This is a genomic window from Actinoplanes sp. NPDC049265 (assembly GCF_043197135.1).
Lineage (GTDB): Bacteria > Actinomycetota > Actinomycetes > Mycobacteriales > Micromonosporaceae > Actinoplanes.
Window position 1 is genome coordinate 64,890 of sequence record NZ_JBICSP010000024.1, and the last position, 17,974, is coordinate 82,863.

General features: G+C 71.9%; 18 protein-coding genes, 1 tRNA gene and 1 pseudogene. 16 read left to right on the forward strand and 4 right to left on the reverse strand.

All coding sequences use genetic code 11. From position 1 onward, the window contains the following. Positions 1-10: 10 nt before the first annotated feature. From ACGFIO_RS38070 to ACGFIO_RS38125, 12 genes are all read left to right on the forward strand, one after another. Positions 11-340 (forward strand): PadR family transcriptional regulator, encoded by a 330-nt coding sequence (locus tag ACGFIO_RS38070; RefSeq protein ID WP_392834543.1) that lies wholly within the window; start codon positions 11-13, stop codon positions 338-340. Then, entirely contained in the window at positions 337-1,239 is a 903-nt protein-coding gene (locus ACGFIO_RS38075) for an HAAS signaling domain-containing protein (RefSeq protein WP_392834546.1), read from the forward strand. Before ACGFIO_RS38070 ends, ACGFIO_RS38075 begins: the two co-directional genes overlap by 4 nt. Beyond that, positions 1,236-1,973: a uracil-DNA glycosylase gene (locus tag ACGFIO_RS38080; RefSeq protein ID WP_392834549.1), complete on the forward strand. Its 738-nt coding sequence runs from the start codon at positions 1,236-1,238 to the stop codon at positions 1,971-1,973. Before ACGFIO_RS38075 ends, ACGFIO_RS38080 begins: the two co-directional genes overlap by 4 nt. Positions 1,974-1,983: 10 nt before the next feature. Continuing rightward, complete coding sequence (locus ACGFIO_RS38085) at positions 1,984-2,691, forward strand: DUF4129 domain-containing protein (protein ID WP_392834679.1); 708 nt, start codon at positions 1,984-1,986, stop codon at positions 2,689-2,691. Beyond that, positions 2,688-3,299, forward strand: a complete 612-nt coding sequence (locus ACGFIO_RS38090) for a hypothetical protein (protein WP_392834551.1) — start codon at positions 2,688-2,690, stop codon at positions 3,297-3,299. The genes ACGFIO_RS38085 and ACGFIO_RS38090 overlap by 4 nt, the downstream gene beginning before the upstream one ends. A gap of 20 nt (positions 3,300-3,319) precedes the next feature. Then, on the forward strand, positions 3,320-4,318 hold the full coding sequence (locus ACGFIO_RS38095) for an AAA family ATPase (RefSeq protein ID WP_392834554.1): 999 nt from the start codon (positions 3,320-3,322) through the stop codon (positions 4,316-4,318). Continuing rightward, complete coding sequence (locus tag ACGFIO_RS38100) at positions 4,311-5,672, forward strand: DUF58 domain-containing protein (protein ID WP_392834556.1); 1,362 nt, start codon at positions 4,311-4,313, stop codon at positions 5,670-5,672. Before ACGFIO_RS38095 ends, ACGFIO_RS38100 begins: the two co-directional genes overlap by 8 nt. Continuing rightward, positions 5,672-6,241 (forward strand): hypothetical protein, encoded by a 570-nt coding sequence (locus ACGFIO_RS38105; protein ID WP_392834558.1) that lies wholly within the window; start codon positions 5,672-5,674, stop codon positions 6,239-6,241. The genes ACGFIO_RS38100 and ACGFIO_RS38105 overlap by 1 nt, the downstream gene beginning before the upstream one ends. An 83-nt stretch (positions 6,242-6,324) precedes the next feature. Next, positions 6,325-7,692, forward strand: coding sequence for an NAD(P)/FAD-dependent oxidoreductase (locus ACGFIO_RS38110; protein ID WP_392834560.1), 1,368 nt, complete (start codon positions 6,325-6,327; stop codon positions 7,690-7,692). A gap of 75 nt (positions 7,693-7,767) precedes the next feature. Beyond that, positions 7,768-7,851, forward strand: a tRNA-Leu gene (locus ACGFIO_RS38115). Positions 7,852-8,129: 278 nt separating this feature from the next. After that, the gene (locus ACGFIO_RS38120; RefSeq protein ID WP_392834562.1) at positions 8,130-8,942 is read left to right on the forward strand and encodes a Bax inhibitor-1/YccA family protein; all 813 of its coding nucleotides are present in this window, start codon (positions 8,130-8,132) and stop codon (positions 8,940-8,942) included. Between the two features lie 103 nt (positions 8,943-9,045). Next, positions 9,046-9,351 carry a hypothetical protein gene (locus tag ACGFIO_RS38125; RefSeq protein ID WP_392834564.1) on the forward strand — a complete coding sequence of 102 codons (306 nt, stop codon included), beginning with the start codon at positions 9,046-9,048 and terminating at the stop codon, positions 9,349-9,351. 505 nt (positions 9,352-9,856) lie between these two features. Here ACGFIO_RS38125 and ACGFIO_RS38130 read toward each other — a convergent pair. The 3 genes and pseudogenes from ACGFIO_RS38130 to ACGFIO_RS38140 form a co-directional block, all read right to left on the reverse strand. Further along, on the reverse strand, positions 9,857-11,101 hold the full coding sequence (locus ACGFIO_RS38130) for an acetyl-CoA C-acetyltransferase (protein ID WP_392834567.1): 1,245 nt from the start codon (positions 11,099-11,101) through the stop codon (positions 9,857-9,859). Positions 11,102-11,339: 238 nt separating this feature from the next. Then, positions 11,340-12,134 (reverse strand): SGNH/GDSL hydrolase family protein, encoded by a 795-nt coding sequence (locus ACGFIO_RS38135; RefSeq protein WP_392834569.1) that lies wholly within the window; start codon positions 12,132-12,134, stop codon positions 11,340-11,342. A 452-nt stretch (positions 12,135-12,586) separates the two neighbouring features. Next, positions 12,587-13,537: pseudogene (locus tag ACGFIO_RS38140) on the reverse strand (SGNH/GDSL hydrolase family protein); the annotation flags it as partial. A gap of 94 nt (positions 13,538-13,631) precedes the next feature. Between ACGFIO_RS38140 and ACGFIO_RS38145 the strand changes: the two are divergent. The 3 genes from ACGFIO_RS38145 to ACGFIO_RS38155 all read left to right on the forward strand — a co-directional run bounded on the left by ACGFIO_RS38145 (position 13,632) and on the right by ACGFIO_RS38155 (position 16,024). Further along, positions 13,632-13,976 (forward strand): YkvA family protein, encoded by a 345-nt coding sequence (locus tag ACGFIO_RS38145; protein ID WP_392834571.1) that lies wholly within the window; start codon positions 13,632-13,634, stop codon positions 13,974-13,976. Between the two features lie 3 nt (positions 13,977-13,979). After that, positions 13,980-15,338, forward strand: coding sequence for a cystathionine beta-synthase (locus ACGFIO_RS38150; RefSeq protein WP_392834574.1), 1,359 nt, complete (start codon positions 13,980-13,982; stop codon positions 15,336-15,338). Positions 15,339-15,478: 140 nt separating this feature from the next. Continuing rightward, a complete protein-coding gene (locus tag ACGFIO_RS38155; protein WP_392834575.1) occupies positions 15,479-16,024 on the forward strand; it encodes an ester cyclase in 546 nt (181 codons plus the stop codon). Positions 16,025-16,034: 10 nt separating this feature from the next. Here ACGFIO_RS38155 and ACGFIO_RS38160 read toward each other — a convergent pair whose 3' ends face one another. Further along, positions 16,035-16,952, reverse strand: a complete 918-nt coding sequence (locus tag ACGFIO_RS38160; RefSeq protein ID WP_392834577.1) for a S1C family serine protease — start codon at positions 16,950-16,952, stop codon at positions 16,035-16,037. Positions 16,953-17,122: 170 nt separating this feature from the next. On the opposite strand from ACGFIO_RS38160, the gene ACGFIO_RS38165 reads away from it, so the two are divergent. Further along, the gene (locus ACGFIO_RS38165; protein WP_392834580.1) at positions 17,123-17,416 is read left to right on the forward strand and encodes a hypothetical protein; all 294 of its coding nucleotides are present in this window, start codon (positions 17,123-17,125) and stop codon (positions 17,414-17,416) included. Positions 17,417-17,974: the final 558 nt, after the last annotated feature.

The window sequence follows — 17,974 nt, forward strand, 5'->3', positions numbered from 1 at the left end:
TGTGCGGTGCGTGGATGCGACGCAGCTGCTCAAGGGCGTGCTCGATCTGGCCGTCCTGGCGGTGCTGCGTGACGAGGACGGGTACGGCTACGACATCCTCCGCCGGCTCCGGGTGGCCGGGCTGGAGGAGGTCGGCGACGCCTCCGTCTACGGCACCCTGCGGCGCCTCTTCAACTCCGGGCTGCTGAACGCGTACGTGGTGCCCAGCGACGAAGGCCCGCACCGCAAGTACTACGGGCTGAACGCCGCCGGCCGGGCCGAGTTGCAGCGCTCCGGCAAGATCTGGCACGAGTTCAGAGGAACCATGGACGACCTTCTTGGCGAGCGGGGGACGGCGTGAACGCAACCGACACCGACGAGATCACGGCCTACGTCGAGGCGGTCAGCACCGCGCTCGCCGGCTTGCCCGAGGAGGTCCGCGAGGGCCTGCTCGAGGATCTCCCCGAGCACCTGGCCGAGGTGGTGGCCGACGACATCGGCACGCTGGCCGAGCGCCTCGGGCCGCCCGCCGTCTACGCCGCCGAGTTGCTGGCCAGCGCCGGCTATGTGGGCGGCGGCTTCCCCGACCCGCCACCGGCGCCGCGCCGCCTCGGCCCGCTGCGCCGGGCCCGTGCCTCGCTCGGCTCCCGGCTGCGCGAGCTCGACACCAGCTCCGGCCCGCTGTTCGGCAAGCCCCGGGCCAGTGACTTCCTGATCCAGCTGCGGCCGGCGTGGTGGGTGCTGCGCGGCTACCTGTTCGCCATGGTGCTGGCCAGCGCGCTCGGCGACGGCAGCCAGATCGGTCTGCTGCCCCGGGTCGGCGGCAGCGACCTGGTTGCCCTCGGCCTGCTCGGTGCCTGCGTGGTCGTCTCGATCTGGTTCGGGCGCCGCCGGTTCACGATGAAGCGGCCGGTCCGCCTGGTGCACACCGTGGCGACCGGCGTGCTGGTGCTGATCGGGCTGGTCGGGTTCGCCGACATCGACCAGACCAACCGCTACGACCCGTACATGAACGCGGGCTACTCCGACCCGTACGGCAACGTGCGGGACGTCTTCGTCTACGACCGCGAGGGCAACCTGGTCGAGGGCGCCCGCCTGCTCGACCAGGACGGTCAGCCGATCCGGCTGGGCAGCCCGAACTGCGTCGACGAGCAGGGCAACTATGTCGAGAACGTGCAGGAGAACGTCTACCCGTACTGCGCGAAGAACGCCCCGTTCCGGATGACCGGCAAGGCGCCGGTCCCGACGCCCAGCAGGTGACCGCTCGTACCCCCGAAGAGGTTGTGGCGCACGCGGCGGCGGCGCCCGACCTGGCCCGCCTGGACGCCGAGGTGTCCGACTGCTTCGCCTGTGACCGGTTGGTCGCCTGGCGCGAGAAAATCGCCCGGGAACGGCGGGCCGCCTTTCGCGACCAGGAGTACTGGGGCCGGCCGGTGCCCGGGTTCGGCCCGGCCGACGCGTCCATCGGCGTTCTCGGGCTGGCTCCGGCCGCGCACGGCGGCAACCGGACCGGGCGGCTCTTCACCGGCGACCGCAGCGGCGACGTGCTCTTCGCCGCCCTGCACCGGGCCGGCCTGGCCAACCAGCCGCTCAGCGTCGCCGCCGACGACGGCCTGACGGTCGCGCACACCCGCCTGTTCGCGCCGGTCCGCTGTGCCCCACCGGACAACAAGCCGCTGCCGTCGGAACGCGACACCTGCGCGCCGTGGCTGCACCGCGAGCTGTCGTTGATTCGACCCACCCTGCGGGTGGTCATCGCGCTGGGTGCCTTCGCCTGGGCCGCGTGGTGGCCCGTCCTGACCCGGGTGTACGGGGTGAAAGCGCCCGTTCCACGGCCGAAGTTCGGGCACGGCGCCGAGGTCGAGATGCCCGGCGTACCGACCCTGCTGGGCTGCTTTCACGTGTCGCAGCAGAACACCTTCACCGGCCGCTTGACCCCGGTCATGCTCGACGAGGTGCTCGCCCGTGCGAAAGCTGTCGCGGGCCTGGCATGATTCGTGCTCGATGGACCTCGCCCGACTTCGTCGATGGTGGCCGCTGGCCGCCGTCATCGGCCTGCTCTTCCTCGCCTCGGTAGCCGCCACCCGGTCGCTGCCGCAGCTGGAGCGCATCCGCCCGGCCGGACAGGCCGAGGATGAGGCGCCGCTGCTGCCGACCGAGCCGCTCCGGCCCCCGCCGCCGACGGCCGACGGCTCCGGCACCCCACCGCCGACCGACGCCGGCCTGCCACCCTGGCTGACCACCGCCGCGCTGGTCGTGCTCGGTGTCGCCGCCCTCGTGCTGATCGGCCTGGTGGTCTGGGCCATCCTGCGCGACCAGGCCCGCCGCCGCGGCCGCCGGCCCATGCCGGAACGCGACCGCACCGACCCGAACACCGCCGAGGACCTGGTCGCCGCGCTCGACGCCGGCCTCGAGGAACTCTCCGACGCCGACCGTGACCCGCGCCGGGCGGTGATCGCCTGCTGGGTCCGCCTGGAACAGGCCGCCGCCGCGGCCGGCACCCCCCGGCACGCCGGCGACAGCCCCACCGACCTGGTCGGCCGCCTGCTCCGCGAGCAGCAGGTGGACGCGGGCGTACTGGCCGCCCTGCTGGAGGTCTACCGGCAGGCCCGCTACGCCACGCACACGGTCGACGACCAGATGCGCGCCCAGGCCCGCCTCGCGCTGGAACGGCTCCGCGCCGACCTCGGCGCACCGCAGGCGGCGTCATGAGCCGGGGCGAGGAACCCAGCGGCGGGCTGGACGCGCTGTTCCAGTACGCCGACGCGCCGGCCGCCCCGGCCGCGCCCGAGCCGGTGGCCGAGCGGCCGCCGTCGCGGGCCTGGTGGGTGGTCCGCAACCTGCTGCTGGTCGCCGTGGCCAGCACGGTCACCGTGGCCGCCCTCCGGTACTTCGGGCTCAGCTTCTCGCTGCTGATCATCGTGGCCGCGTTCGTCGCGCTGCGGCTGCTCATGCTGGCCGTGTCGGCGGTCGCGCCACCCCCGGCCGCCCGCGCCGACGTGCGGACCCGGGGCGAGGAGCCGGGCGAGTACCACTGGGCCGGCTCGGACTCGCTGCGGGTCGCGGTCCGCCGGTGGGAGCTGCGGCTGGACTGGTCGCAGTCGGACGCCGACCGATTCTCGCGTAACGTGCTGCCGGTGCTCGGCGAACTGACCGACGAGCGCCTGCGTCTGCGGCACGGCATCACCCGGGCGTCCGACCCGCGCCGCGCCCGTGAACTGATCGGTGAGCCGCTCTGGCAGCTGCTCACCGACCCCGGTCGGCGGCCGCCCAAGCGGGCGGAGCTGGCCAACCATGTCGATGCCCTGGAACGGTTGTGACTGTGCGAAGGAGTGAATCGGTGGCGGACGCGGCGCAGGGCCTTCCCCCGTACGAGGTGGGGCGGCTGGCCGGTGCGGTGCTCGACGAGGTCGGCACCGTGATGGTCGGCAAACGGGACGCCCTGGAGCTGGTGCTGGCCGGCATCCTGGCCGGCGGGCACGTGCTGCTCGAGGACATGCCCGGCCTGGGCAAGACGCTGACCGCGCGGTCCTTCGCGCAGGCGCTCGGGCTGGACTTCCGACGCCTGCAGTTCACCCCCGACCTGCTGCCCGCCGACGTCACCGGCTCGTTCCTGTACGACCAGCGCAAGGGCGACTTCGCCTTCCGGGCCGGCCCGGTCTTCACCAACATGCTGCTGGCCGACGAGATCAACCGGACGCCGCCCAAGACCCAGTCCGCCCTGCTCGAGGCCATGCAGGAGAAACAGGTCTCGGTCGAGGGCGTGACCTACCGGCTGGACCCGCCGTTCCACGTGCTGGCGACGGCCAACCCGATCGAATACGAAGGCACGTACCCGCTGCCCGAAGCCCAGCTCGACCGCTTCCTGCTGCGGGTGTCGTTCGGCTACCCGACCTCCGAGGAGGAGTGGGAGGTGCTGCGCCGGCGGATGGGCCGCCGTCAGGAGGAATCCCAGCTCGCCCCGGTCGTGAACGCGCAGACGCTGCAGGCCATGCAGGCGGCCCTGGAGAACGTGGTGGTCGAGGACTCGATCGGCCGGTACATCGTGGCGCTGACCGCGGCCACCCGGGAACACCCCTCGGCCCTGGTCGGCTCGTCGCCGCGCGGCTCGCTGGCCCTGCTGCTGCTGGCCCGGGCCCGGGCGGCGATGGCCGGACGGGACTTCGTGGTGCCCGAGGACGTCAAGGACGTCGCCGGGCCGGCGCTGGCCCACCGGATCACGCTGCGGCCCGAGATGTGGCTGCGCAAGGTCGACCCGTTCTTCGTGGTCGAGGAGGTGCTGGCCGCGGTGCCGGCGCCGGCCAGCGGCGCGATGCCCACGTACGCGCGGCATGACTGACGCGTTCCGGCTGCGGCAGGCCGCTCCGCCCCCGGTGGAGCCGGCCGACGAGGTGCTGAGCGGGCCGGCCTGGGTGCCGACCCGGGCGCTGGGCCGCTCCGTGCTGCTCACCGGCCTGCTGCTGGTGGCCGGGGTCGCGCTCGGCCGGATCGACCTGGTGCTGCTCGGGGCGCCATTCGCGATCGGTGCGGCGATGGCGTTGCGCCGGATGCCCCGGTCGGCGCCCGAGGTGACCATCACCGCCGGTGAGGAGCACCTGGTCGAGGGCGGCGCGGTGGCCGCCGGCGTGACCGTGGCCAACCCCGACGTCATCGACTACGACCTGGTCGTGATGCGCACCCGCACCTCGCCGTGGGTGGAGCTGGAACAGGCCGACCGGCCGTTCGCGGTCAGCGTGCCGGCCGGCGACTGGATGGAGATCGAACTGACCGGCGAGGCCAGCCGCTGGGGCCGGCACGAGGTCGGCCCGGCGGCGGCGCGGGTCGCCGCCTGCGCCGGGCTGCTCGCCTGCCGGCCGGTGGTGACGCCGGCCCGGGCGGTGCGGGTCTATCCGGTGACCGAGCCGTTCGCCGCGGTCGAGGCCATGCCCGCGGCGGCCGGGCTGGTCGGGCCGCACCGGTCGCGGCGGCCGGGGGAGGGCGGCGAGCTGGCCGGGGTACGCCCGTTCATGCCCGGCGACCGGCTCCGCCGAATCGACTGGCGCGTCTCCCTGCGTACCCGTGATCTGCATGTCGCCTCGACCCTCTCGGACCGTGACGCCGAGGTCCTGCTGCTGCTCGACGTGCTCGGCGAAGCCGGCGTGTCGGGCGGGGTCAACGGCAGCGCCTCGGTGCTGGACACGACCGTGCGCGCGTCGGCGGCGATCGCCGAGCACTACCTCAAGCGCGGCGACCGGGTGTCGCTGCTGGAGTACGGCGCCAACGCCCGCCGGCTGCGCGCCGCCACCGGCCGCCGGCAATACCTCACCGTCCTGGAGTGGCTGCTCGACGTGAAGGCCGACGACGACGCCGAGGCCGCCTTCGAGCACGCCTTCGGCACCCACCACGTGTCCTCGGACGCGCTCGTCGTGGTGCTCACCCCGCTGGTCGACCCGCGGTCGGCCGACATGCTGGCCCGGCTGACTCAGAGCGGCCGCTACACGGTGGCGGTGGACACCCTGCCCGACGGCCTGGCGCCGCCGCAGCGCAGCCAGTGGACGCCGCTGGGCACCCGGCTGTGGCGGATCGAGCGGGACAACGTGCTGGGGCGACTCCGGGAGCACGGCGTGCCGGTGGTGTCCTGGGCCGGGGCCGGCAGCCTCGACCTGGTGCTGCGGGACGTGGCCCGGATGGCTTCGGCGCCGAGGGGTCACTGATGTTGGACGGGGTGACAGGCCGGCTCAACCGCATGCAGAACGCGATCAGCCGGGCGACGCTCGTACCCCTGCTGGTGAAGTTCGGGGTGGCGGTGTCGTTCGCCGCGGCGGTCGGGGTGGCCTGGCCGGCGCAGATCGTGCTGAGCCAGTTCGTGGTGCCGCTGCTGCTGGTCGCGGCCTACCCGGCGTTCGCGCCGCGCGGCCGCGGCCCGACCTTCGCGGTGCTGGTCGTGGCCGGTGGCTGGGTGGCCGGCACCAGCTGGTACGACGGCAGTGTGGAGGCGTGGCGGGTGATCGCCATCGGCGCCTTCCTCTACCTCGGGCACACGCTGGCCGCGCTGGCCGCGGTGCTGCCGTTCGACGGCGTGGTCAACCTCGACGTGGTGGTCCGCTGGCTGGTCCGGGCCGCGGCTGTGGTGCTCGTCTCGGCCGTACTCACCGTGATCGCCCTCGGTCTGTCCGACGTGCTCGCCGGCAGCGCCTTCGTGCTCGCGACGGTGGTCGGGCTGGCCGCCGCGACGGCCGCCGCCCTGCTGTTGGCAAGGTTGCTGCGACGTACCGGTAACTAACCTTTTACGTGTGTTCCTCAGCACCCCCACCTGGGGTTGTGCTGCGTCACAACCGCACGCGTCCGAGGGGTCGGGTGCGGACAATGGACCACGTGAGACCGCAGCGTGTGATTGTCGTCGGAGCCGGCCATGTGGGCCTTTACGCCGCCTTGCGGCTGTCGCGGAGGGTGAGCCCGCGGCGGGCCGAGGTGGTCGTGATCGACCCCCAGCCGCACATGACCTACCAGCCGTTCCTGCCCGAGGCGGCGGCGGGCAACATCTCGCCGCGCCACTCGGTGGTGCCGCTGCGCCGCGAGCTCAAGCGTTGCCGCATCGTCTCCGGCGAGGTGACCCGCATCGAGCACGACCGCAAGACGGTGACCGTGCAGCCGATCGAGGGCCCGCCGACCGAGATGACCTACGACCACATCATCGTCGCGCCCGGCTCGGTGTCCCGCACCCTGCCGGTGCCCGGCCTGCGTGAGCGCGGCATCGGCTTCAAGACCATCGGCGAGGCCATCTACCTGCGCAATCACATCCTCGACCGGCTCGACGTGGCCGCCGTGACGCCGGATGCGGCAGTGCGCAAGGCGTCGCTGACGTTCGTGTTCGTCGGCGGTGGCTACGCCGGCATCGAGGCGCTGGCCGAGATGGAGGACGTGGTTCGCGACGCCCTGCCGACCTATCCCGAGCTCCGGCAAGAGGAAGTCCGCTTCGTTCTGGTCGAGGCGACCAACCGGATCCTGCCCGAGGTCGGGGCCAAGATGGGAGCGTACGCCGCCCGTCAGCTCGACCGGCGCGGCATCGACCTGCGCCTGGAGACCCGGCTGGAATCCTGCGTGGACGGCTGGGTGGTGCTCAGCGACGGCGACCGGTTCAAGGCCGAGACGCTGGTCTGGACGGCCGGCGTCAAGCCGTCGCCGATGCTCGACCGCACCGATCTGCCCCGCGGCCCCCGCGGCCACCTCACCGCCCGGCCCACCCTGCAGGTGGTCGACGGCGACCGGGTGCTCGACGGCGCCTGGACGGCCGGCGACTGCGCCCAGGTGCCCGACCTGACCAAGCCCGAGGGCGCCTACTGCTCGCCCAGCGCGCAGCACGCCGTCCGCCAGGCCAAGGTGCTGGCCGACAACATCCGCCTGGTCCTGCTCGGCGGCGAGCCCAAGCCCTACAAGCACAAGTACGCCGGCAGCGTCGCCAGCCTGGGCCTGCACAAGGGCGTGGCGCATGTCTACGGCATCAAACTCACCGGTCTGCCCGCGTGGTTCATGCACCGGACCTATCACGTCAGCCGCATCCCGTCGTTCAACCGCAAGGCCCGGGTGGTAGCCGACTGGACGCTCGCGTTCGTGTTCCGCCGCGAGACGATTTCACTCGGCCAGCTGCACGAGCCGCGCGAGGAGTTCACTCACGTCACACCCCCTCTGACCAGCGATCGACCCGCCGAGCCGGTGGGTGCGGGCACCCGGTAGGACAACGGTTTACTAGCCGTCCGGCGTACGGCGCCCGGCGGTGGCCAGCAGATACGGTTAGCCCAGTTCTTGACGGCCCGGGTGGTGGAACGGCAGACACGGCCGCCTTAAAAGCGGCTGCCCTAACCAGGCGTGCGGGTTCGACCCCCGCCCCGGGCACCCAGGGAACTGTGGTCCCCGTTGACCGGCGTGACGCCCGTGCTGGGAGTGTCTCCCTCTCTGACCGGCCTGAGCCGCGCACACCTGGCCTCGGCCCCGGACGCCGCACTGGTTGCGGGCCGCCGGCTCTTGTGGACAGCACCCCCCGTTTGCGCAGGTCGGCGGCCTGGGCGCTCTCAGGGGGCTCACAGCTTCCGGGCGCGGCGAACCTGGTCGTTTGCGCCTACTCTTGAACGGCACAACCAGACGTGCCGCAACCTCAAGGGAGGCTGGACACAGTGAAGACAAGCAACCCGGTGCTCTCGCGCCTCGGCCAGGCGGCCGAGCGGGAGCGGGCCGCCGGCTATTACCCGGGCGCCGGTCAGCCGGGTTACGGTCAGCCGTACCCGTCGGCCGACGGCGGCTACCCGTCCGCCCCGCCGGCCGTACAGCCGATGACCATCGACGACGTCGTCGTCAAGACCGTCATCCTGCTCGGCATCGTCGGCGTCTCCGGCGCCGCGGCGTGGAACCTGATCCCCGACGGTTTCCTCCGCGCGGCCTGGATCGGCGCCGCGATGGTGGGCCTGGTGCTCGGCCTGATCATCTCGTTCTCCCGGGTCGCCAACCCCGGCCTCGTCGTGGCCTACGCGGTCGTCGAGGGCGCGTTCGTCGGCCTGGTCAGCAAGGCCTACGAAGGCTTCTACCACGGCATCGTGCTGCAGGCGGTGCTCGCCACCTTCGGCGTGTTCTTCCTGATGGCCGTGCTCTACCGCGCCCGTGTGATCCGGGCGACGCCGAAATTCGCCCGCGGCCTGATTGCCGTCATGGGCGGCCTCTTCGCCGTCATGCTGATCAACTTCGTGCTCTCGCTGTTCGGCGTGAACACCGGCCTGCGCGACAACGGCCTTCTCGGCATCGGTTTCAGCCTCGTCTGCATCGTGGTCGCCTCGCTCAGCTTCATCCTCAGCTTCAACGAGGTCGAAGAGGGCGTCCGCATGGGCCTGCCGGCCCGCTACGCCTGGACCGCCTCGTTCGGCATCCTGGTCAGCCTGATCTGGCTCTACCTGGAGGTCCTCCGCCTGATCAGCTACTTCCAAGGCGACGACTAGCAGCATCCCGACGACGGCCGGCGATTCGCGGGCCGCCGGCAGCGCCCGTGCCGTCTCCCCACGGCCCGGGCGCTGTCTCGTTCCGGCCCGGTACATTTCCCGGGTGACCGCCTTCGACACCGGCGTGCAGCGCCTAATCAGCCAGGTCGCCCACTGGGCTGAGAACCGCTGGCGCGCGCCCGCCGCCAACGGACCGGGCACCCGCGGCGACGCGGTCTACGCCCTGGTGCAGCAGCTGGCCGACCTGGGTGCGGACGCCGAGGAGCGGCCGCGTCGCCCCGTCCCGCGCCTGCACGACATGGTCCTGCCCGACCAGCTCCGCGTGGTCGCCGACGAACTGAGCGCCGTCGGCGTACCCGGCGAGGCGACGGCCGCGGTGGAGGAGACGCGTCGCCTGCTTGCCGGATAAGTCGTATTCGGTGCATGCCGGTCGTCGGTGGGCGTCGGTCCGGCCGTTCGCACAGAATCGAGCATGGGACGAATCATTCTCGTCATCACCGGTCTCGCCACCGTCGCCGCCGCAGCGCTCTTCCTGATCGTCGGCCGGGACGAGGGTGACAGACTCGCTGATTGCCGTGTGGCCAGGGGGCGGACGCCGCGAGCGGGGCTCGAGCGGAAACCGCCGGCAGATGACGCGGAGTCAGACCGAACACCGACGGAAACGCCCCTCATCGAGGTCGAGTCGAACCGGTCCGTCCTGATCAGGTGCGACGTCGGGGTCCTGTTGTCCCGGCATTCGGTCCCGCTCGGCGGGGAACGGCGCAGACCCAGCAACGTCGGCGATGGGTACGGGACCGACGGCCCGCCAACACAAGGCGAGGATCCGGCCGACGGATATCCCCTCACCCGGATCATCCGACGGTCCGTACCCACCACCCAGCTACGACATCGAGCCCTTGATCTGGATGTCGAATTCAGCTGAGCCGCTCGATGACCATCGCCATGCCCTGGCCGCCGCCCACGCACATGGTCTCCAGGCCGATGCTCTTGTCGTGCCAGTCGAGCGAATTGATCAGCGTGCCGGTGATGCGGGCGCCGGTCATGCCGAACGGGTGGCCGACCGCGATCGCGCCGCCGTTCACGTTCAGCTTCTCGAGCGGGATGCCCAGGTCGCGGTAGGAGGGGATGACCTGCGCGGCGAACGCCTCGTTGATCTCGACCAGGTCGACGTCGCCGATGGTCATGCCGGCCCGGGACAGGGCCTGCTTCGACGCCTCGACCGGGCCCAGCCCCATGATCTCGGGCGACAGCGCGGTCACGCCGGTCGACACGATCCGGGCCAGCGGAGTGATGCCGAGCTCCCGGGCCTTCGTGTCACTCATGATCACGACCGCGGCGGCGCCGTCGTTGAGCGGGCAGCAGTTGCCGGCCGTGACCCGGCCGTCCGGGCGGAACACCGGCTTCAACCCGGCCACACCCTCCATGGTCACGCCCGGCCGGGGCCCGTCGTCGACCGAGACGACCGTGCCGTCGGGCAGCGTCACCGGGGTGATCTCGCGCTCCCAGAAGCCGTCGGCGATCGCCTTCTCGGCCAGGTTCTGGCTGCGCACCCCGAACTCGTCCATCTCGGCCCGGGAGACGTTCTTGACCTGGGCCAGGTTTTCGGCCGTGTAGCCCATGGCGACGTAGATGTCCGGAATCTTGCCGTCCTCGCGGGGGTCGTGCCACACCCCGCCGCTGCCGGCCGTCTCCCGCGTGCGGGCCCGCGCCTCGTCGAACTCCGGATTCTCCCAGCCGCCGCCGACCAGGGCCTGCGCCTCCGGGGGAAGGCCGTCGGAGTTGCCCCGGGCGTACCGGGAAACCGTCTCGACCCCCGCCGACAGGAAGATGTCCCCCTCGCCGGCCTTGATCGCGTGGAACGCCATCCGAGTGGTCTGCAGCGAGCTGGAGCAGTAGCGGGTCACCGTCGCGCCGGGCAGCCCGTCCAGGCCGAGCTTGGTCGCCACCACCCGGGCCATGTTGAAGCCCTGCTCGCCGCCCGGGAGGCCGCAGCCCAGGTAGAGGTCCTCGATGAGGGTGCGGTCGAGCCCCGGCACCTTGTTCAGCGCGGCGTCGACGATGGTGGTGGCCAGGTCGTCGGGGCGAAGCTCCTTGAGCGAGCCCTTGGCGGCGCGGCCGATCGGTGAGCGTGCGGTGGCGACGATGACAGCTTCCGGCATGTGGGTTAGGTTACGCGGCGGTAACTTGGTGTGGTAGTCCGGTTTCGTCACACCGGTAGCGTGCGGATCAACTTCAACTTCAAGGTCAACTTCAAGGGGCGGTCGTAGCGGGGTGGGTGGTGCAGACCGCTGCTCACGCCGAGGGTCGCTTCGCTCCACCTGCGTAAGTGGTCACCCCCAAAAAAACCCGCGCGTGACCGGTCCCGCTCCAGTGGTAGCCCGGGGCGGAGCGGGGGAGTCAGACGGCGGCGGCTAGGGCGGCTTCCTCTACGGCGGGGTAGAGGGCGTGGGCCCAGACGCGGTAGCCGTCGGCGGAGGGGTGGAAGCCGTCATAGCAGAGCGTGCCGGCGTCGGCGCGGAAGACGGCGCCCGTCTCGCGGCCCAACTCGACGACCACGCCGCCCGCCTCGGTCACGGCTCGGGCCTGGGCCTTGGCCATGCGGCGGCCGAGCAGTGCGGCCACCTGGCGCAGCGGCTGGGCGATCGAACGCACCGCGCCCAGGTCGGGGCAGGTGCCGACGACGACCTCGACGCCGGCGTCGCGCAGCCGGCGGACGGCGGCGCCCAGGTGGTCGGCCGCCTCCTCGGGGACGCGCAGACCGGCCGCGTCGTTGGCGCCGATCAGCACGACCGCCACATCGGGCCGGTCGCCGAGCAGGGCGCGGGCGACCTGGGTGGCCAGGTCGGTGGAGCGGGAGCCGGCCACGCCGACGCTGGACAGCAGCACGTGGCGCTCGCCGGTGTCGGAGGAGCCCTCGGCCAGCATCCGGGCGAGTTGGCCGCCGACCGTCTCGGACAGCCACTCGACGCCGACGCCGATCGCGGCCGAGTCGCCCAACAGGACCAGCCGCAGCTTGGGCGCGTGGGCGGGCCCCATCGACGTCCGGAGCGCGAGGCCCATGGTCGGTTTGGCGTAGCGGCGTCCCTTGGCGGCGATCGCCTCGCCCGCCAGCAACGCGACGCTGCCCACCGCGCTCGCGATCAGCGTGGTCGCCGCCGCCTTGCCGATGCGGCCCGTCCAACCCGTCGTCATGCCTGGCCCCCTTCCGGTGTCCAGCCTACGGCCGCAGCCGACGAACGGCCGCTCGGAACCGCCCCTCCGGTAGACGCTCCAGACGCCCCCGAGGTTGCGCCGCCCTCCGACCTCGCGCCGCCCGCACCGGGTCCCGCGCCCGCGTCGCGTGTGCCGGGCCGCGTGCCTGTGTCACCCCCGCCGTGCTCCGAGCCCGAGCCGTCAGCCCCGTGCGACGCACTCCCACCGCCGGTGCCGCTCGTGCTGCCAGGGCTGGCCGTGCTGCCAGAGCTGCTCGCGCCGCCAGGGCTGTCCACGCCGCCAGGGCTGTCCACACTGCCAGAGCTGCCTGCACCGCCAGGGCCACCGGCCGAGCCCGCCACGCCCCCGGAGAGCACGCCGCCCGCGAACGCCGCGACACCCGCCGCCTCGACCGGGCGCGCCGCGCGGTGGGTGAACCAGAACCGCTGCTCGCCGAACCACGGGTGGCGGCGCAACTCGGCCCACAACCCGGCCGGCCCGCGAGCCCGCCCGTTGACCTTGGTCGGGCTGACCTCGGTGCCGGCCGCCCGGACGGCCTCCTGCGCGGCCTGTTCGAGGCTGCGCACGCCCTCGACGCCGCTGGGCGGGACGCGGTCGTCCTCGCCGAGCACGGCCAGCAAGGTTGGCATGATCACGGCGGCGGCTCGGGCGTACCCCTCGACCGAAGGATGGAAGTGGTCGGAGCCGAACATTCGCACGGGGTCGGCCTCGAACTGCCGCCCGAGCAGGTCGCCGATGGAGACGGTGCTGCCACCGGCCTCGACCACGGCGACGGTCTGGATGGCGGCTAGCTGGCGGCTCCAGTGCCGGGCCAGCCAGCGCAGCGGTCGCTTGATCGGCTGGATGGCGCCGATGTCGGGGCAGGTGCCGACGACGACCTTGCAGCCGGCGGCGCGCAGCCGCCGGACGGCGTCGCCGAGGTGTTTGGCCGCGGATCCGAAGGCGCCGGCGTGGGTGACGTCGTTGCCGCCGATGAGGATGACGGCGACTTCCGGCGCGTACTCCAGGGCGGCATCCACCTGGTAGGGAAGACCAGCCGACATGGCGCCGACGACAGCGACCCGGTGCAGGCGGACCGGCCGGCGGAGCCGCCGGGACACCCCGGTGGCCAGCAGCGCGCCCGGCGTCTCGCGCGGGCGATGCACTCCGTAACCGGCGGCCGACGAGTCGCCGAGGATGACCATGCTCAGGGGCTTGCCGGGGAACTTGGGTCCGTACACACCGTCACCGCGTGGGGGTGGCGCTTCGGCCATCGGGATGATCCGCCGCGCGTCCGCGGCCTGGTGCAGGAGCACGGCCAGCGAGAGGCCCGCCGCCCCCGCGACACCACCTGCCACTCCGCCCGCTACGCGCCCGGCGCGGACCCAGTTGATCCCCTCCACAGTCCCAAGCTAACTCGCGGGTACGACTCTTCGCTGTCTAGTAACAGCTGGCGCGCGGGAGTCATATTGGTGGAATCGGGGAAAGGAAGAGAGTATGGCCAAAACGCTCAAGCGCGCCTCGGCGTTCAACGCTCTCGGGCGGGCCCTCCTGCGCGGCTCGCGCGGCGGTCCGTCTCTGGGCAAGCGCGTCGCCGCGCTGCCCCGCATGATCAAGGCAAGTGCCAAGGGTGACTACGACGGCGGCTGGCGGGTCGCGGCGATGGCCGCGGCCACCGCGTACGTCGTGTCGCCGTTCGACTTCATCCCGGAGGCGGCCCTGCTCGTCGTCGGCCTGGCCGACGACGCCGTGATGGTCGCCTGGCTGGCCGGTGCGATGCTGGCCGAGACCGAGCGCTTCCTGGAGTGGGAGAAGGAACGTGATCGCGTCGTCGTAGTCTGAGGTGTGCGCTACTACGACAACGTCGTCGAACTGATCGGCAATACGCCTCTTGTCCGCCTTCGCAGCGTGACCGAGGGCATCGCGGCCACGGTGCTGGCCAAGGTGGAATATTTCAACCCCGGCGGCTCGGTCAAGGACCGGATCGCGCTGCGGATGGTGGAGGACGCCGAGAAGGCGGGCATCCTCGGGCCGGGCGGCACGATCGTCGAGCCGACCAGCGGCAACACCGGGGTCGGCCTGGCTCTGGTGGCTCAGTTGCGTGGCTACCGCTGTGTCTTCGTCTGCCCGGACAAGGTCAGCGAGGACAAGCAGAACGTGCTGCGGGCGTACGGCGCCGAGGTGGTGGTCTGCCCGACCGCGGTGGCGCCGGAGGATCCGCGCTCCTACTACAACGTGTCCGATCGGCTGGCCCGGGAGATTCCGGGCGCGTGGAAGCCCGATCAGTACAGCAATCCGGCCAACCCGCGCTCGCATTACGAGGAGACGGGGCCGGAGCTGTGGGACCAGACCGCCGGCAAGATCACGCACTTCGTGGCCGGGGTGGGTACCGGCGGCACGATCTCCGGTGTGGGCCGCTATCTGAAGGAACAGGGCGGCGTGCGGGTGGTCGGCGCCGATCCGGAGGGGTCGGTCTATTCGGGCGGGACCGGCCGGCCGTACCTGGTCGAGGGGGTCGGTGAGGACTTCTGGCCGGAGACGTACGACCGTGAGGTCTGCGATGAAGTCGTCGAGGTGTCCGACTCGGACTCGTTCGAGATGACCCGCCGCCTCGCCCGCGAGGAGGGGCTGCTGGTCGGTGGCTCGTGCGGCATGGCTGTGGTGGCGGCGCTCGAGGTGGCGCGCCGGGCCGGCCCGGACGACGTGGTGGTCGTGTTGTTGCCGGACGGCGGCCGCGGTTACCTCTCCAAGATCTTCAACGATGACTGGATGGCCCGGTACGGCTTCCTGCACACGTCGGAGGGCGCGCCCACGGTGGCCGACATGCTGGCCGGCAAGGGTGGGTCGATGCCGCCGCTGGTGCATGTCCATCCGACCGAGACGGTGCGGGACGCGATCGACTACATGCGGGAGTACGGCATCAGCCAGCTCCCGGTGCTCAAGGCCGAGCCGCCGGTGGTGACCGGTGAGGTGGCCGGTTCGATCGCCGAGAAGGCGCTGCTCGACGCGATCTTCACCGGTCAGGCCCACTTGCACGACACCATCGAACGGCACATGGGTGCCCCGTTGCCGATGATCGGCGGTGGTCAGCCGGTGGCCGAGGCGGTCGCCCTGCTGGAGAACGCCGACGCCGCCATGGTCCTCATCGACGGTAAGCCGGCCGGCGTACTGACCAGGCAGGACCTTCTCGCGCACGTCGCCTGACCGGTTTTATTCCCGTCCGGGTGCGGTGTTCGAGTGGCATGGCCAACTCCATTCCATGGAAGTATCTGTTGCGGCAACCTTATCCGCGTCGGTAGCGTCTGACGCGGAAAAGGTTGTTGCTACAACTTCAGGAGTTGACCATGTTCACCGTTCGCAAAGCCGCCGCCATGCTGGTCCTGCCGCTCGTCGCCACCGGTGCCCTGACCGCCGCCAGTGGCGGCGCCGCCCCGGCCGCGGAAAGAGCCCCGTTCGCCCACGCGGCCTCGTCCAATCTGCGGAAGTTCGACGTGTACGACTTCGTCGTCTTCAACGGCCACGACTGGAGCCGGGTCAAGGAGAGCCACGCCGCCAACATCGTCGTCTACCAGCCCGACGGCAGCATCACCCGCGGTCTCGCCGCGCACCTGAAGGAGCTCGAGTCGTACTCGGTCTACGCACCCGACGCCCGCATCTCCAAGCACGTGCTGAGCTTCGCCTCCGGCGACCTGACCCAGGTCAGCGGCGTCTTCGAGGGCACCTTTACCCGGCCCATGCCGGACGGGAAGGGCGGCTTCATCCCGCCGACCGGCAAGGCGTTCTCGGTTCCGATCTCCACCGCGGCCAAGTGGCGGAACGGCAAGATCGTCGAGAAGCACGTCTACCTCGACGTGCGGACCTTCCTCGGCCAGATCGGCCTGGCCGGCTGAGCCGCCGCGCTCAGCGCAGTTCCTGGGGCACGGCGATCACGTCGACGAACGCGTTGCGCCGCAGCACCGTGATCGGCAACTCGACCCCGATCGCCGGCCCCAGCATCAGCCGCTGCAACGCCTGCACCGTCGCGGTCGGACGGCCGCCCGCGGTGATCAGTACGTCGCCCAGGTAGATCCCGGCCACCCCGGCCGGGCTGCCCGGCACCACCTCGACCACGCGAAGGCCGTACTTCTGCCCGAGGCGCTCGGCGATCGGCGGCGGCAGCGGTGTCGGCGCGCCGGCCACCCCGAGCCAGGCCCGGCGCACCCGTCCGTGGGCGACCAGCTCGCCGATGATGTGCCGGGTCGGTTCGTTGATCGGGACGGCGAGGCCCAGCCCGTACCCGGCGACCGCGGTGTTGACCCCCACCACCTGGCCGCTCGAATCGGCGAGCGCCCCACCCGAATTGCCCGGGTTGAGAGCGGCGTCGGTCTGGATGACATTGTCGATGACCCGCATGCGGCGGCCGTCCCGGGCGGGCAGCGACCGGCCCAGGCCGGAGACCACGCCGGCGGTCACCGAGCCGGCCAGGCCCATCGGGTTGCCGACGGCCACCACCAGCTGGCCGATGCGCAGCTGGTCGGCGTCGCCGAGCGGGGCGGCGGGTGCGCCCGGATGCTGCACCCGCACCACCGCCAGGTCGGAGAGGGGATCCGCGCCGGCCACGTCGAAGCGGGATTCGGTGCCGTCGGCGAAGGCGGCTGTCCCGCCGCTGCCGCCGCCGACCACGTGAGCGTTGGTGAGCAGGAAGCCGTCGTCGGTGAAGGTGACCGCGGATCCGGCGCCGCCTCCGCGAGGCGTACGCACGGACAGCGCGGCGACGGACGGCAGGAGGCTGGTGGCGACCTCGGTCACCACGCGGCTGTAGGCGTCGAGTGCGTCCATGCCTGGAAAACAACCACGCCGCCACACCCCATCCCACCTGCGCCTACGCCCACGGCGAACAACGTGCAGTCACGGTGCGTCGTGACAATCGCACAGAAAGTCCGCTGCGTCGGGTGACCGCGGGCGTTGTATGTGTCGTGACGGAAGTCGCCGAAGACGGAGGGGGAAGGATGGTCACTGCCGACCAGACTGAGCTCGCACCGGCCGATGTGGTGGACCGCCTCCTCTGGCACGACGCGCAGGAGATGCTCGGCCGACACAGGCAGCCCGATCCGGACGGCACGTGTGTCTGGTGTGGATGGCAGTGGCCGTGCGCACCGCGCCGCCTGGCCGAACGCGCGGCCACCGCGTCCCGCCGCCCGTGGCGTGAGGCGTGGACCGTGCGTCACGACCTGAACAGCATCCGTGCCATGCCCGGCCTCGACGACACCCGGCGCCGCCGCAACCGAGGTGCCTTCATCTGACCCCAACTCCACAGCAGAGTCCGCGGACGAGCGCCCCGAGGAACGCTTGACCGTCCCCCGGCAAACGCCCGGGACCTCGTCCAACGGCGGTGAAGCCGTTGTGCCCCGCCAGCACAACGGCTTCCCGCACCCCAGACCCGCCCACAACGGATGACCGGCACGCCTCCGCCGGTCCGCGCCTCCGGCCAGGCGCAACCCCCGGTTTGGGCGGGCAATGGGTGGCGGGGACGCGTGATTAGGTTCCCCCGCATTCACGTCACGCGCCCCCGCCACCATATCCGCAGGATTCGATGCAAAGTTCCAGATCAAGATCCGGTCGTAGCGGGGTGGGTGGTGCTGACCGCTGCTCCCGCCGAGGGTCGCTTCGCTCCACGTGCGTAAGTGGTTGCGCCCAGACCCCAGTGGTAGCCCAGGACGCTATCCGCTCCGCGGATACCGCCCTGGGCTACCACTCTCGGGGTGCCGCCCAGCGCGCGTGCCCGCCGGCCGGCGCTCGCTGTCAACCCCGTCGTGTGTGGCGTGCTCGGCGTCACCGCCTTCGTCCCGAGCGCCGTCGGA